13 protein-coding genes are annotated in these 15,411 nt (G+C 64.8%); 7 read left to right on the forward strand and 6 right to left on the reverse strand.

Features of this window, described 5'->3' with window-relative positions; all coding sequences use genetic code 11:
- Window positions 1-18: 18 nt before the first annotated feature.
- Window positions 19-255 (reverse strand): DUF1127 domain-containing protein, encoded by a 237-nt coding sequence (locus L6639_RS29955; RefSeq protein WP_237864961.1) that lies wholly within the window; start codon window positions 253-255, stop codon window positions 19-21.
- Between the two features lie 189 nt (window positions 256-444).
- Here L6639_RS29955 and L6639_RS29960 point away from each other — a divergent pair, with 189 nt between their 5' ends.
- The gene (locus L6639_RS29960; RefSeq protein WP_237864962.1) at window positions 445-1,788 is read left to right on the forward strand and encodes an aminotransferase-like domain-containing protein; all 1,344 of its coding nucleotides are present in this window, start codon (window positions 445-447) and stop codon (window positions 1,786-1,788) included.
- 5 nt (window positions 1,789-1,793) lie between these two features.
- Here L6639_RS29960 and L6639_RS29965 read toward each other — a convergent pair whose 3' ends face one another.
- Both L6639_RS29965 and L6639_RS29970 read right to left on the reverse strand, forming a co-directional pair.
- Entirely contained in the window at window positions 1,794-2,393 is a 600-nt protein-coding gene (locus L6639_RS29965; RefSeq protein WP_237864963.1) for a YdcF family protein, read from the reverse strand.
- A gap of 65 nt (window positions 2,394-2,458) precedes the next feature.
- Window positions 2,459-3,046 (reverse strand): hypothetical protein, encoded by a 588-nt coding sequence (locus L6639_RS29970; RefSeq protein ID WP_237864964.1) that lies wholly within the window; start codon window positions 3,044-3,046, stop codon window positions 2,459-2,461.
- Between the two features lie 60 nt (window positions 3,047-3,106).
- Between L6639_RS29970 and L6639_RS29975 the strand changes: the two genes are divergently transcribed.
- Window positions 3,107-3,550 carry a hypothetical protein gene (locus L6639_RS29975; RefSeq protein WP_237864965.1) on the forward strand — a complete coding sequence of 148 codons (444 nt, stop codon included), beginning with the start codon at window positions 3,107-3,109 and terminating at the stop codon, window positions 3,548-3,550.
- On the opposite strand, the gene L6639_RS29980 is transcribed toward L6639_RS29975, so the two are convergent.
- The 3 genes from L6639_RS29980 to L6639_RS29990 all read right to left on the reverse strand — a co-directional run bounded on the left by L6639_RS29980 (window position 3,547) and on the right by L6639_RS29990 (window position 8,112).
- Entirely contained in the window at window positions 3,547-5,946 is a 2,400-nt protein-coding gene (locus L6639_RS29980; RefSeq protein WP_237864966.1) for a bifunctional diguanylate cyclase/phosphodiesterase, read from the reverse strand. The genes L6639_RS29975 and L6639_RS29980 overlap by 4 nt on opposite strands.
- A 105-nt stretch (window positions 5,947-6,051) precedes the next feature.
- Window positions 6,052-7,464 carry an MFS transporter gene (locus tag L6639_RS29985; RefSeq protein ID WP_237864967.1) on the reverse strand — a complete coding sequence of 471 codons (1,413 nt, stop codon included), beginning with the start codon at window positions 7,462-7,464 and terminating at the stop codon, window positions 6,052-6,054.
- Window positions 7,465-7,605: 141 nt separating this feature from the next.
- On the reverse strand, window positions 7,606-8,112 hold the full coding sequence (locus tag L6639_RS29990; protein ID WP_237864968.1) for a YciE/YciF ferroxidase family protein: 507 nt from the start codon (window positions 8,110-8,112) through the stop codon (window positions 7,606-7,608).
- A 428-nt stretch (window positions 8,113-8,540) separates the two neighbouring features.
- Between L6639_RS29990 and L6639_RS29995 the strand changes: the two genes are divergently transcribed.
- The 5 genes from L6639_RS29995 (at window position 8,541) to kdgD (ending at window position 15,411) form a co-directional block, all read left to right on the forward strand.
- Window positions 8,541-9,623: a lysylphosphatidylglycerol synthase transmembrane domain-containing protein gene (locus L6639_RS29995; RefSeq protein ID WP_237864969.1), complete on the forward strand. Its 1,083-nt coding sequence runs from the start codon at window positions 8,541-8,543 to the stop codon at window positions 9,621-9,623.
- A gap of 113 nt (window positions 9,624-9,736) precedes the next feature.
- The gene (locus tag L6639_RS30000; RefSeq protein WP_237864970.1) at window positions 9,737-11,689 is read left to right on the forward strand and encodes an SGNH/GDSL hydrolase family protein; all 1,953 of its coding nucleotides are present in this window, start codon (window positions 9,737-9,739) and stop codon (window positions 11,687-11,689) included.
- A gap of 274 nt (window positions 11,690-11,963) precedes the next feature.
- Window positions 11,964-13,304 (forward strand): MFS transporter, encoded by a 1,341-nt coding sequence (locus tag L6639_RS30005; protein ID WP_237864971.1) that lies wholly within the window; start codon window positions 11,964-11,966, stop codon window positions 13,302-13,304.
- 128 nt (window positions 13,305-13,432) lie between these two features.
- Window positions 13,433-14,338, forward strand: a complete 906-nt coding sequence (locus L6639_RS30010) for a LysR family transcriptional regulator (RefSeq protein WP_237864972.1) — start codon at window positions 13,433-13,435, stop codon at window positions 14,336-14,338.
- Between the two features lie 128 nt (window positions 14,339-14,466).
- A complete protein-coding gene (gene kdgD / locus L6639_RS30015) occupies window positions 14,467-15,411 on the forward strand; it encodes a 5-dehydro-4-deoxyglucarate dehydratase (RefSeq protein ID WP_237864973.1) in 945 nt (314 codons plus the stop codon).

Below are 15,411 nucleotides of genomic sequence, written 5' to 3' on the forward strand. Positions count from 1 at the left end.
GGACACAGAAGAGCAAGCTCACAGATACCGCGTCAGCTCGGTCTTGAACTGACCGTAGACGGCGTCTTCGATCTGGCTGCGGTTGATGCCGATGTCGCGCAGGGCGCGCTCGTCGAGATCGTTCAGCGTCTTGATGGCGGAGCGGCGCTCCAGGCGATCGAACAGGGCGTAGGCGGCGTTGACGAGCGTGGCAAGAAATCCGCTCGACGAGGATGGGCGTAAAGACCGCCCGGCAGTTTGCGAGATCGTAGTCATGTTTCTTCTCCGGCCTTATATCCCGCGCGGCGAAGCAGAGGTGCCGTTGGCGCAAACGCTGGAAGCGCTTGCACCTCATCTTACCGTCGGATTGCTCTCGCTCACCTCGGTTCAATCGCGGAACTTGATGGAACTTAAATGCTCCAGTACATTGCTCGGAGCAAGAAAAACATTGCTCTCGGTGCAATAATGTCCAAGTTCGAGTACGTGAAGCTTGCGGATGCCATTGCCGCAGATATCTCTAAAGGAACGTTAAAGCCCGGCGACCGGCTGCCGCCACAGCGCAATTTTGCCTATGACCGTGGCATTGCGGTCTCGACTGCCAGCCGGGTTTATACGGAGCTGCTGCGCCGTGGTCTCGTGGTCGGCGAGGTCGGCCGCGGCACCTTCATCTCCGGCGACATCAGACGCGAGGTCGAAACCATCGCCGAGCCGCGCGACGCCCGCATCGATTTCGAGGTCAATTATCCGCTGCTGCCGCAGCAATGGGCGATGATCGCCAAGAGCCTCGCGGGGCTCGAGCGCGTCGATGCGCTGGAAGCCGTGCTGCGCTCGTCGACCAGCACGGGCACCAAGAGTTCGCGCGTTGCTGCGGCCACCTATCTCGCGCGCAAGGCTTTTACGCCGCAGGCCGAGCAGATTGTGTTCACCGCCAACGGCAAGCAATCGCTCGCCGCTGCGCTTGCAGCGCTCGTGCCGACCGGCGGCCGTTGCGGCGTCGAGGCGCTCACCTATCCCTACGTCAAGAGCATCGCCGCGCGGCTCGGCATCACGCTGGTGCCGATCCCGATGGACGAATTCGGCGCGCGCCCCGATGCGATCCAGAAGGCACACCGCGAAGCGCATCTGTCGGCGCTGTATCTCCAGCCCATCATCCAGAATCCGCTCGGCGTCACCATGAACGCGACACGGCGCGCCGACATCATGCGCGTCGCCGAGAAGCTTGATCTCACCATCATCGAGGACACCGTTTACGGCTTCCTCGCCGACGACACGCCCCTTGCAGCGCTCGGACCGGACCGCTGCATCGTGCTCGACAGCCTCTCCAAGAAGGTCGCACCCGGTCTCGCGCTCGGCATCCTCGTCGCGCCGCCGCACTTGCGCGAAAGCCTGATGGGCGCGGTGCGCACCGGCGGCTGGATCGCCTCAGGCCACGCACTCGCAGCAGGACAACGGTTGATGGCCGACGGCACCGTCGCCGAGCTGACGCGGCTGAAGCGGATCGATGCCGCGCGGCGCCAGCAGACCGCGGCACGGCTGCTCGCCGGCTATCAACTCTCGGCCGATCCACGTTCCTATCATCTCTGGCTGACGCTGCCGCCGCATTGGCGCTCGCAGACCTTCGTTGCCGCGGCGGCCCGGCGCGGCATCGCGCTGACGCCGTCCTCGACCTTCGCAGTCGCGCATGGCCATGCCCCGAACGCGGTGCGGCTTGCGCTTGCCCCACCCTCGTTCGAGCAGCTCGATTCCGGCCTGCGCACCATCGTGTCGCTGCTCGGCACCAAGGAGGAAGATTTCGACTCGACCGAGTAGCCCTCTCAGGGCTCCGGCCATTCCGCGATAAAACCCTTCGCCTTGTAGGGCTCGATCTTGTCCCATTCATGCAGGACACGACGTCGAAACTCGGCATTGGTATGCCAGAGCGCGCGCGACGTCGCAAAGCTATCGACAGTGAGCAGCAGCTTCGTCACCTCGGGCCAGTGTCGGTGCAATGTCATCGGATAGCGCCGCGCCGTCCAGGTGTTGCCGAGACAGATTACGCTGCGGATGTCGCGCAGTCCCAGCGCCGCATCGATGACGGGGAGCGAGAAGATCACGTTCTCGCCGGTGTTCATCGCGCGGTGCTCCTCCAGGATCCGGTCCGCCGGAATGCCCGCAGCGACCATCGCCGCCTTGATGATCGTGCACTCGGATTGCTCCGCGCCCGGCGTCACGCCGCCGCTGACAATCGACCAGCGGTAGAGGCCCTCGCGCCAGAGCCGCGCGGCCGTCTCGACGCGCAGCGCAACGTCCTCACGGGTGCCGAACAGAAACAGCAGATCGGCCGGCCGGAGCGGCGTATCGATCAGATGGGTGCGGTTGATCTCGGCGATCTCGTCCGCCGTCGGCACGCGCGTGCTGCGATTCATTGATGTCATCGTGGCAGGATGCGAGGCCGACGCGCGGCTGCGAAGTCAATTTTGATTGCGGCTGATTGCAAGCGCTACGGCAGCAAGCCGGCCGGCAACCGATCGAAACTGTAGCTGCGCGGCTGATTGCGCCGGATGAAGCCGCCCACCTGCCAGGCGAACAGCGCCGCAAAGCCAAGGATGAACAATATGCCGGCGAGTTCGCCTGTTATCAGCGCGCGGATAAGAAGCCCGGCCATCGCCACGGCCAGCGCCGCCAGGAAGGCCAGCACTGCAGCATAGGTCTTGCGGCCGAGGCCGGCGGTCAGCTCCGCCCGGCTGCCGGCCTTCGCCATCCGCGCGTGCAGCGCGACGACGAAGTCGCGGAAGCCGTGGTCCTGCGGCGCCATCAGCGCCGCGGTCTGCCAGCTCGTCGACAGGATCGCGATGCGACCGCCCTTGACGTGGCTGAGATCGGCGCGAAAGCGGTGCTGCTGCATCGAGACCGGGCGGAACGACAGCCTGATTGCACTGATCTCGTCATAGCGCCAAAGGCCGGCGCGACCGGCAATGTGCCAGGACAATCCCTCCTCAGTCAGCTCGAAGCGATGCGCCGAGCCGATCAGCGACGCCTTGTAGGCATAGCTGACGACCGGTCCGCCCTGCCCGTCCGTATCCTGCATCACTCGATCCCGTCTGCGATGCGCTTGCGCGATCGCCCTTCCCCATCCTACAAGCGAGCCATGGCTGAGACGATCTATTTTCCGCGCCGCCTGATTCTCGGGGCCGCTGCGATCGCTGGCGTGCTGCTCGCGCTTGCGGTGCACATGCTGGGTGCGCGCTACGGGCTCGACCTCGGCGGCCTCTGGCGTTCCGACACGCACGAGTTCATGCCGACCGGTGCTGCGATCGCCTGGTGGCTGATTGCATCAGTCGGATTCTCCGGTGGTTATTTCACGGCGACGTTGATGCAGAGCGCGGTCTCCGGCCAGATCCCGCAGCGGATGCGCCAATTCCTGATCGTGGTCGGCGTGCTCCTGCTCGCGGGCGCCGGGCAAGCGGCCTCGGCGCCGAGCCCGCTTCCGACCGTTTCCGGTGTGCTCGCGGGCCTCGCGGCGCTGTGCCTCGGTGCCGTCATGGCTTTCTGCGGCGCGCATTTCGCGCTGCGCGGCGGCAAGTCCAATTAAGCCGAAGCCCGCAGCCGGGGCCGATCCAGCATCATCGCGACCTCGCAGGCGGGCCGCGGCTGGCTGAACAGATAACCCTGCGCCTGGGTGCATCCCTCGCGCCTGAGCAGCTCGAGCTGCGCGTCGTTTTCAACGCCCTCCGCCGTGGTGACGATGCCGAGGCTGCGTCCAAGGCCGGTGACGGCGCGAATGATCGCCACGGAATCCTCGCGCGTGGCAAGCTCCGACACGAAGGAGCGGTCGATCTTGATCTTGTCGAAGGGGAAGCTGCGTAAGTAGCTCAGCGAGGAATAGCCGGTGCCGAAATCGTCGAGCGAAATCCGCACACCCATGGCGCGCAAATCGTGCAGCGTGGTCAGCGTCGCCTCGCTGTTCTGGAGCAGCACGGATTCGGTGATCTCGAGCTCGAGGCGACGCGCCGCGAGCCCTGAATTCCTCAGCGCTTCCGTCACTGAGGCAATCAGACTTGGATTCTTGAACTGGACCGGCGACAGATTGACGGCGACGCCGACATCGTCCGGCCACGTCGCGGCATCCGCGCAGGCGCGGCGCAGTACGAGCTCGCCGAGCTGGACGATGAGACCGGTCTCCTCCGCGAGGGGAATGAAGTTGATGGGCGAGATCAGGCCGCGCTCCGGATGATTCCAGCGCAAGAGCGCCTCGAAGGCGACAACGCGATCGCTGGCGACGTCACGGATCGGCTGATAATACGGCTGGAACTCATCGCGCTGTAGCGCCGCGCGCATATCCATTTCCAGCAGGCGCCGGGCCTGCGCGCGCGCATCCATGCCGGTTTCGAAGAAACGATAGGTGCCGCGGCCGTCGGCCTTGGCGCGATACAGCGCCAAATCCGCGTTTTTCAGCAGCTCGTCCGGACTGCTGCCGTCCTGCGGCGACAACGAGATGCCGATCGAAACGCCGATCACGATTTGATGGTCCTCGATCTCGTAGGGCGCGGAGACCACCTCGACGATGCGTCTTGCAAGTGCCCGCGCGGCAGCCTCCTCCGCGCGACCGATCTGGACCACGGCGAACTCGTCGCCGCCGAGGCGGGCCACGGTGTCGTGCTCGCCGACCGTCGCCTTCAGCCTTTGGCCGACCTGCTTCAGCAGCGCATCGCCAATGGGATGGCCGAGCGAATCGTTGATGTCCTTGAAGTGATCGAGGTCGAGGCAGAACACCGCGAGCTGGTCGTCCGCGGCCGCCCGGCCCAGCCCCTGCTCGAGCTGCTCGTGGAACAGCACGCGGTTCGGCAGATTGGTCAGCGCGTCATGACGCGCCATGTGCGAGATCTTGGCCTGCGCGTCCAGCCATTCGGTGATGTCCTCGAAGGTGGCGACCCAACCGCCGCCCTGCATCGGCTGGTTGACGACACGGATCGAGCGATCGAACCGGCGAACCACATCCGTCGTTGTGCGTCCCTCCCGGGCATCCTCGACGAGGCGCGCGAAGAATTGTTCGGCATCGCCGTTCCACTGGCCCTTCGCCGCCTCCTCGCGGAGGATATCGAGCAGGACGCGGCCGGTGAGCTGAATGTCGGAGCGGCGGAGCATCGCCGCGTAACGCTCGTTGAACAGGATAATCTTGCCTTCGGCATCGAACATGCACAGTCCCTGCGACATGTTCTCGAGCGCGGTGTCGAGCACGATCTGCTGGCGGCCGATCTCGCCCTTGGCGCGACGGTCGAGCACGGCGGCCGTGAGCGCGATAGCGATGATGGCAACGGCTGCGCTGGCGGTCAGGATGGACAACGACGCCGGCGGAATCGAAAGACCGCCGATCGCAAGCGTCGGATCTGGCGTCAACTGCAATGCGCCCATCGCCGTGAAATGGTGTGAGACGATGGCAACCGTCAGCAAGGTCGTTGCGGCAAGCGCGTTGGATAGGCTGTCGTCTCGACCTGCCACGTACAGGGCGCAAGATCCAAAGACGATGCCGAGCAGGATGGATACCGTCACCGTTCCCGCGGCCCAACCGACATGGGCAGGAATCTCGAACGCCATCATGCCGGTGTAATGCATCGCCGCCACGCCGCCGCCCACGACAGCGCCGCCAAGCGCGACCAGAGCTCCGCGCCTCGTCGAAACCGAAATACTGAGACCGATGAAGGTGACCGCAATCGCAAAGATCAGCGAGAGGATCGTCACGGGGATGTTGTAGGCGCCACCGGCGCCGGGCCCGTAGGCCTGCATCGCGATGAAATGGGTTGCCCAGATGCCGCAACCGGCCACAACGGCGTCGAGCGTTATCCAGACGAGGCGAGCACCGCCATTCGCCGCACGTGCCCGATGAAAAAGACTGATTGCCGCCGCGCTTGCCAGCAGACACACGGCGCCGCCGAGTGCGACCAGACGCCAATCATGCTGGTCCGTAAGACAAAACAGAACTTGATACATTGCCGGCCCCTATTCCATCGGGCAGTACAGCCGGCAGAGGTGGACAGTCGGTAACCGGCTATGCGCCGGTTGCCGCAATGGTGAACAGAGAATGTGTGCGGCCGCTCACATATCTCGCGCCCGCGCGGTGACGCCAAGGCCGATCACGCCGGCGGCCAGCAGCAGCACCGCCGCCGATATGATTAGCGATTGGTGAAGGCCGCTCATGAACGCGCGATCGGACGCCACCAGCGAGCCGAATAGCGCGACGCCAAGGACGCTGCCGGTTTGCCGTGTCGCGTTGAGGACGCCCGCAGCGATACCCGAGCGCGCCTTCTCGACGCTGCCGAGCATGGTCGAGGTCAGCGGTGGGACCAGGAGGCCAAGCCCGCTGCTGATCGCGATCATCTGCGCAAAGATCGCGGGATAGCTCGTCCCGGCCTCGATCCAGACGAGGCCAAGACAGCCGAGCGCAGAGATGCAGGCGCCGGCCACGATGATCGGGCACGGGCCGATACGCTCGGCCAGGCGCGGCGCCAGCAGATTGACCGGCAGCACCGCTCCCATCATCGGCACGAAGGCGAGCCCGGTCCACCACGCGGACAGGCCGTTGATGCGCTGGAAGTAGAGGCTCAGCACGAAGATCAGGCCGTAGATTGCGACGTTGACAAGCAGGCCGACGATCGTGGTCAGGGTAAACAGCCGATGACTGAACAACGAGAGCGGCAGCATCGGCTGCTCAGTGCTGGCCTCGCGCCAGACGAACAACGCCGCGAGGATGGCGGAGGTCACGAAGGCGGCGATCACCGCCGGATGATCCCATCCGAGCGCGCCAGCTTCGATGATCGCACCAGCGAGCGCACCCAGCGCCCCGATCGCGGCAAGCTGGCCGGGTAGATCGATCTCGCGTGAGCGCGCCCGCGTGGTCTCGGTCGCATAGCGCCAGCTCAGCCACAGGCCTGCGACGCCGATCGGCAGATTGACAAGGAAGATCGCACGCCAGCCGACCAGCGTGATCAGCGCACCGCCGACGAAGGGGCCAGCGGTCAGCGCCAGGCTCGCGCCTGCCGCCCAGACCGCGACAGCACGGCCGCGCGCACGATCGTCCGGATAGGCGTGATTGAGAAGCGCCAGCGAATTCGGCACCAGGATCGCCGCCGCCAGTCCCTGCACCAGCCGCGCGCCGATCAACACGATCGCGTTGGGAGACAGCGCACAGGCCAGCGAGGCCGCAGTGAAGATCGCGAATCCCGCTATGAAGATGCGCTTGGCGCCGATGCGATCGCCGAGTGCACCGGCCGTCAGGATGAAGGCGGCAAAAGCGATGGTGTAGGCGCTGACCACCCATTGCAGCTCCGCGACGCCGCCGCCGAGTGTCTTGCCCATGGCGTCGAGCGCAGTGTTGACGATGGTGACGTCGAGCTGCACGACGCCATAGCCGAGGCTCATCGCGGCCAGCGTCAGCGACGTTGCAAGGCGCGGTGCGTTGCGCGGCGCGCCGCTCGCGAAGGTCTCATATTTGATGGTATTTGCTCGCATGCTGCCACCTCGATTGCGGCCCCATGCGACATATATGCCGCTCTCCCGCTGGCATGCTTCGGCAATGATCGAATGATGGGTACCCGAAATGCAAGCGCCGCGTGGGGGAACCGCGCGGCGCTCTTTGGAGACCGGTCAGGCTTAGCTCGCCGCCCTCAGGTTCACCTTGCTCTCGGCCAGCGTCGTCAGCTTTTTGTCGGTTGCCTTCTCTTCCTCGAGCGTCTTGGCAAGCACGGCCGCACAGTCACTGCGGCCGAGCTGCTTGGCCCAGGCGATCAGACTGCCATAGCGGACGATCTCGTAATGTTCGGCGGCCTGTGCCGCGTTGATTAGGGCTGCATCGAGCACCGCCTTGTCGGCGACCTCGCCCGCAGTTTCCTCGGCCTCTTCGATGATACCGTCGATGGCCGGGCAATCGACTGCCTTCACCGCGACGCCGTGCATCTTGAACACTTCCTCGAGCCGCGTGACGTGCTGCCTGGTTTCTTCAAGGTGCGTCAAAAAGCCCTGCTTCAGCTGCGGATCGGTGGCCTTATCTGCCATTTTCGGCAGGGCTTTGGTGAGTTGCTGCTCGGCGTAATAGATGTCCTGCAGCTGATGCACGAACAGGTCGTTCATGGTCTTGATGTCTTTGGTGAACAGTCCCATCGTTCCAATCCTCGAGAAGTCTTTGGGAACACGACGGCACCGGCTTGGACAAAAGCCGCGATTTCGCCGTGTTCGATTGCTGATGGAGCGCTAACCGGTGCGCAGCGTCGTCGTTCCAAAAAACTCTCGCCTCGCTTGCGCCGGAACAATGCTTGCCAGCGCGGGATTTGGGACCATTTGCAAATACGGGGGCGCAGTCGAAGCTTCACCCTCGACTCATATGCTTAACGCGCCGTCCATGTGAACCACGTATGACAAAACGGCCGGTCCGGCGCAGAACCTGTCGTTGTCAAGGGCTGCACAAGTCGGTGTTTTTGCCTTAAATGAGCTAGATCATGCCTAGCGATCGCCCCTCATTTCGGGCAGTGATCGCAACCGACCGGCCAATGTCTGACCCGGTCGGTCTTGCCCCCCCGCCGGGAGGATGAATGGACGGACTGCTGCCCGCGCTGAAACGCGGCTTCAAGAGATGGATCGGCTGGCGACGGCTCGGAGTTGCCGCGAGCGTGATGATCATCGCCTTCGCGGTGACCACGCTCGTGCGGACCCTCAAGGGCATCGATACCGGCGTCATCCTGACCGCATTGGCCGATATTCCCCGCGGACATATCGGGCTCGCCGCGATCTGCGTGTTCTTCGCGTTCTGTACGCTGACCTTCTATGACTTTTTTGCACTGCGAACGATTGGCAAGAAACACGTGCCGTATCGCATCGCAGCGCTGTCCAGCTTTACGTCCTATTCGATCGGCCACAACATCGGTGCCACGGTATTTACCGGCGGCGCGATCCGCTTCCGGATCTATTCGGATTACGGGCTGAACGCGATCGACGTCGCCAAGATCTGCTTCCTCTCCGGCCTGACCTTCTGGCTCGGTAACATCTTCGTGCTGTCGATCGGCATGGCCATCCATCCGGATGCGGCGTCCTACATGGATCAGCTGCCATCGTCGATCAACCGGCTGATCGCGTTTGGCGGCCTCGCCTCGATCGCCGCCTATCTGGTCTGGCTCAGCATGGGCGAGAAACGCCGCGAGCTGGGCCAGAAGGGCTGGAAGGTGGTGCTGCCGTCGGCGCCGCTGACGCTGGTACAGATCCTGATCGGCGTGGTCGATCTCGGCTTCTGTGCCTTCGCGATGTATCTGCTGATTCCGGCCGATCCGCCGATCGACTTCCTGTCGCTCGCGGTGGTGTTCATCCTGGCAACGCTGCTGGGCTTCGCCAGCCACGCACCCGGCTCGATCGGCGTGTTCGACGCCGCCATGCTGGTGGCGCTGCCCGAATTCGGCCGCGAGCAACTGCTCGCGACCCTGCTGGTCTTCCGTATCCTCTATTTCGTGATCCCGTTTGGTCTGGCCATTTCCATTATGGGCACAAGAGAGCTCTGGATGAACGTGGTCCGGCCCTGGCAGGAACGGCGGCGGCTGGCGGAAGCTTGCGCGCAGGCCAACCTGCCCAAGGAGGTGACGCCGATGGAGCGCGAACGGTTGGTGCGCCAGGCCAGCAAGCGGTAAGGTCGGCCTGCGGCCGCGCCGGAAGCCCGCAAAAGGCGGCAAGCAGAAGGTTGCAGGCCGGGGAGCTATGCTCTCTTATTTCCGCCTCAACTTTGCCGTTGAAGACGCGGGCCATGATCCCAGTTTCCCCTCGCCGTTTCCTTGCGGGCGCCCTGCTGTTGGCCGGGCTCCTCACCGTTCTGCCGCTTCAGCGCGTCCTCGCGCAGGATGCCGGCGCCATGCAGATCAATTGGGAGGTCCGCAACCGCTTCCGCCTGTTCCGCGAGGAGCGCGACTTCCTGCTGCATGTCGAGAATGCGCGTAACCGCAGCATTCTCGCCGCGGAGCAGTCGCTGGAGCTCCAAAGCGAAGGCCGCGGCTGGGCCCGCAACATGGTCAACCGGCTCTGCATCGACCTGCAGGGCCGGGTCAACCAGCCCTGCACCCGCGACAACGTCAAAGAGAACTACCTCACCCCGGTCGACCATCCCATCACCGTGCGCCTGACCGGCGCGGTGCCGGTCGGCGCCACCTGTGCCTGGTCGTTCGACGACGGTGACGGTCCGCAATCCTCCACCTTCGACTGCGCCGAACCGGTCAATCTGCGGGTCCGCTACGGCAAGCAGACGGTGGCAACCGTCGATGTCTCTTCGGGCTCGGATCCAAGCCAGCGCCTTCAGACCGAGATCCAGGTCCGCGACATCTTCATCGCCGGCCTTGGCGACAGCATCGCCTCCGGCGAGGGCAATCCGGACCGGGCGCTGGCGCTGTCGGACGAGGGCTTCTGCTTCCGCTCCTATCTCGGCACCGCCGGCGGACAGTATTACCGGCCGAGCCGCGCCGGCTTCAAGGGTGGCCGCGCCTGCGAGGCGCCGGATACGCTCGCCAACTGGCAACGCTACGGCGCGCTCTGGTTCAACTCGCCGTGCCACCGCTCGCTCTACAGCTATCAGGCCCGGACCGCGCTCGCCCTCGCCGTGCGCTACACCCATATTGCCGTCACCTATCTGCCGCTCGCCTGCACCGGCGCCAGCATCAGCGACGGGCTGCTCGGCTCTCAACGCGCCCGCGAATGCCCGCCCGGCAAGTCCGGCGTCTGCAACACCAGCGTGAATGCGCAGGTCGCCGAACTGCGCGAGGCGCTCACCGCGGCGAAGAAGCGTCAGCCGGATCGCAATCTCGATCTCGTGCTGCTCTCGATCGGCGCCAACGACGTCTACTTCTCCGGCCTGGTCGCCGACGTCATCGTCGACACAGCGACCGAACGTGCACTGTTCCGCCGCTCCGGGGTGATGGCGAGCGTCGACGATTCCCGTGACGCGCTCCAGCGCGAGCTGCCGCAGAATTTCGCCAAGCTGCGCGAGGCGCTGAAGCCACTGGTCGGCGGCGATCTCTCGCATGTGGTCTATGTCTCCTACGCCAATCCGGCGCTTGCAGACGGCGGCGTGCCCTGTCGCGGAGGCCGCGGCGGCTTTGACATCCATCCTGCCTTCAAGGCCGATCCGCAGCGCCTCGCGCGCGTCTCGACCTTCGTCGACACGGAGTTCCTGCCGCAGCTGAAGGGGCTCGCCACCTGCACGAACGGTGCGCTGTGCCGCGATCCCGAAGCTGACCGCATGACGTTTGTCGATACCCACCAGGCCGCATTCGCCGATCACGGCTTCTGCGCGCATGCCGGCAACGATCCCGAATTCGACCGCACCTGCTTTGCCGAGAACGGACAGAGCTTCAATCCGGACATCGTGTCGGGGGCGAGCCAGCCGATGTTGTGCGGCCGCGGCGCCTCGGAGTATCGCGCCTACCTGCCGCGCGCGCGCTGGATCCGCGACGCCAATGACAGCTATTTCGCGGCGATGACCTATCCCCAGGGGTTGCCGGCGGCGAGCCAGCCGAACGACATCCACGACGCGACCTGGGGCGTGCTCTCGGCGGTCTACGGCGGCGCCGTGCATCCGAGCGCCGAAGGCCACGCCGCGATGGCGGATGCGACGCTGCCCGCTGCAAGCGCAGTGCTGGGGCTGGATGCCGTGCCGCCGGGCGTCACGCGCGGATTGCTAGCGCCACTGCTGGGCGGCACGCAGCAGTAGGCGAGCTCTCTCCACCGTCATTGCGAGCGCAACGAAGCAATCCAGAAGCTTTCCACGGAGGGACTCTGGCCTCCGTGAAAGGCGCGATGAATCGAGAAGCTGCGGCTTACTGGATTCCCCGCCTTCGCGGGGAATGATAGTGGAGCACGTGGCGCCTGCCGTTCCATCAATTCAAAACCGGCATCAATCGATACCCCCTTCAACTTGGACACTTTCCCGCGCGCGCCTCTAGGAGTCGCAGAGAGGAAACAATTCGAGTTCGAGGAGGCGCCAGATGAGCGCAGTGGTGTCCGCAACGGATGTGAGGAGGTCTCGCGTCAGGCTGTTCATCGTGACCATGCTGTTCCTGGTCACTACGGTCAATTACGCCGACCGCGCCACGCTCTCGATCGCAGGCCCCGCCCTCTCCAAGGAACTTCATCTCGATCCGGTCGCCATGGGCTGGATCTTCTCGGCCTTCGGCTGGTCCTATGTCGTGGCCCAGGTGCCGGGCGGCTGGCTGCTCGACCGCTACGGCTCGCGCCTCGTTTATGCCTTCAGCATCATCGTCTGGTCGCTGTTCACGATGATGCAGGGCTGGGTCGGCTTCCTCAGCGCCGGCGTTGCCGTCACCGTGCTGTTCGCGCTTCGCCTCCTGGTCGGCGTCGCCGAAGCACCGTCCTTCCCCGCCAACGCCCGTATCGTCGCGGCCTGGTTTCCCGGCAATGAGCGCGGCACGGCGTCGGCCTTCTTCAATTCGGGGCAGTATTTCGCCACCGTGATCTTCGCGCCGCTGATGGGCTGGATCGCCCATGATTACGGCTGGCGCTACGTGTTCTTCGTGATGGGCGGGCTTGGAATCCTCATGGGCCTCGTCTGGATCAAGACCGTTTACGGCCCGAAGGAGCATCCCGGCGTCAACGAGGCCGAGTTCGACTACATCAAGGAGGGCGGCGCGCTGGTCGATCTCGACGCGCCCAGAGACGAGCGCGCAGCGGACTCCGGTCCGAAATGGGACCATATCCGCCAGCTGCTCTCCAATCGGATGATGCTCGGCGTCTATCTCGGTCAATACTGCATCAACACGCTGACCTATTTCTTCCTGACCTGGTTTCCCGTGTACCTCGTCAAGGAGCGCGGCCTGTCGATCCTGCAAGCCGGCTTCGTCGCGACGCTGCCCGCATTGTGCGGCTTCGTCGGCGGCGTACTCGGCGGCATCATTTCCGACGTCATCCTGCGCAAGACCGGCTCGCTGACCTTGGCGCGCAAGATCCCGATCGTCGGCGGCATGCTGCTGTCGATGTCGATCATCGCCTGCAATTATGTCGACGGCCAGGCGCTGGTGGTCGGCTTCATGGCACTCGCCTTCTTCGGCAAGGGCATCGGCGCGCTCGGCTGGGCTGTGGTCTCCGACACCTCGCCTGAGGAAGCCGGCGGTGTCTCCGGCGGCCTGTTCAATGCCTTCGGCAACCTTTCCTCGATCACCACGCCGATCGTGATCGGCTACATCGTGGCCGCAACGGGCTCCTTCAACGGCGCCCTGGTGTTCGTCGGCATCAACGCGCTGGTGGCCGCCGTCGCCTATCTCGTGGTGGTCGGCAAGATCGAGCGGGTGGTGCTCGAACATTCCTCCTGAGCGCTCCGAGTGATCGGAGTGGGACAGGCAACTCAACGGCGGCTCCCAAAAGGCCGCCGTCTTTGTTTTGGAGGCGATCGATGCTAGAAGTGCCGGGGAAACGCCTTATCCATCCAAGGCATGTATCGATGTTCGACCTCAACCAGCTCCGCTGTTTCGTCACGGTGGCGGAGGAACTGCATTTCGGCCGCGCCGCCGCGCGGCTGAACATGACCCAGCCGCCGCTGTCACGGCAGATCCAGGTGCTCGAGCATATCATCGACGCACCACTGCTGGAGCGCACCAGCCGCTCGGTGCGCCTGACACCGGCGGGCCGCAGCTTCCTGCCCGAGGCGCGCCGCATCCTGAAGCTTGCGGAAAGCGCTTCGCAGGTGGCTCGCCGCATCGCGCTCGGCAAGACCGGCTCGGTCAAGATCGGGTTCACAGCCGCAGCCGCCTACGGCTTCCTGCCTGAGCTGGTCGCGGCCTGCCGCGCCAAGCTGCCGGAGGTCGACTTCTCGCTGAAGGAGATGGTCTCCGGCGATCAGTTCGAGGCCCTCACCTCGGGCCAGATCGATGCCGGCCTGCTGCGGCCGCCGATCGCGCGGCCGGAGCTTGCCAGCCGCCGCGTCGTCGCCGAGCCCCTGCTGGCCGCGATCCCGAAGAAGCATCCGCTGGCGAATGCCGAGAACATCACCATCAAGGACTTCGACGACCAGCCCTTCGTGATGTATTCGCCCTATGAGAGCCGCTACTTCCACGATCTCCTGGTGGCGCTGTTCACCCGCGCCGACATCCTGCCGCGCTATGTCCAGCACTTGAGTCAGATCCACTCGATCCTGGCGATGGTGCGCGCCGGTCTCGGCCTTGCCATCGTGCCCGCCGCGGCCGCCGGCCTCAAGATCTCCGACGTCCGGCTGCGGCCGCTGAAGCTGCGCAACCGCGTCCCGGTCGAGCTCTTCATGGTCTGGCGCCGCGACGACGAGAATCCGCTGCTGTCGGCGCTGGTCAAAATCGCCAGCGAATTGTCGTCCGCGGAGGTCGTGGAGGATTGATGCTCAATCCGCATCGGTCGATATAGGCTTTGGCTTGGACGCGCATCGAACGGTTTCCTAAACAGCGGTCTATGGACGCGTGCCTCAGTGAGCGTCCCCGACACATACGAGAGCAGGGAGCGGCGCCCATGAGCAAGATGACCCCGCAGGAAATGGCCCAGAAGATCGGATCGGGCCTCCTGTCCTTCCCCGTCACGCCATTCAAGGCGGACTACTCCTTCGACGAAGCGACCTACCGCGCCAACATGGATTGGCTGTGCGGCTATGACGTCGCAGGTCTGTTCGCCGCCGGCGGCACCGGCGAGTTCTTCTCGCTGACCCCGACTGAAGTCCCGCAAGTGGTCAAGGTCGCCGTCGACGAGACCAAGGGCCGCGTGCCCGTTCTCGCCGGCACCGGCTATGGCACCGCCATCGCTCGCGAGATCGCTGTTGGCGCCGAGAAGGCCGGCGCGGATGGCCTGTTGCTGCTGCCGCCCTACCTCACCCATTCCGAGCAGGACGGCCTTGCCGCCCACGTCGAGGCCGTCTGCGCCTCCGTGAAGATCGGCGTCATCGTCTATAACAGAGACAACGCCATCCTTCAGCCGGATACGCTCGCGCGCCTCGCCGAGCGCTGCCCGAACCTCGTCGGCTACAAGGACGGTATCGGCGACATCGAGCTGATGACCCGTGTCTATACCAAGCTCGGCGATCGCCTGACCTATGTCGGCGGCCTGCCGACCGCGGAGACCTTCGCGCTGCCCTATCTCGACATGGGCGTGACGACCTACTCCTCGGCCGTGTTCAACTTCGTGCCTGAGTTCGCCACCAATTTCTACGCCGCGGTCCGCAAGCGCGACCATGCGACCATCCATGCCGGTCTGAAGGATTTCATCCTCCCGCTGATCGCGATCCGCAACCGCAAGAAGGGCTATGCGGTCTCGATCATCAAGGCCGGCATGAAGGTGATCGGCCGCGATTCCGGCCCGGTGCGTCCGCCGCTGACCGACCTGACCGAGCAGGAGGTGACGGAACTGGCCGCGCTGGCGAAGAACCTGCCCGCCATCCACTCGTCACAACAGGCTGCAGAATAA

Source organism: Bradyrhizobium zhengyangense (assembly GCF_022012555.1).
Lineage (GTDB): Bacteria > Pseudomonadota > Alphaproteobacteria > Rhizobiales > Xanthobacteraceae > Bradyrhizobium > Bradyrhizobium zhengyangense.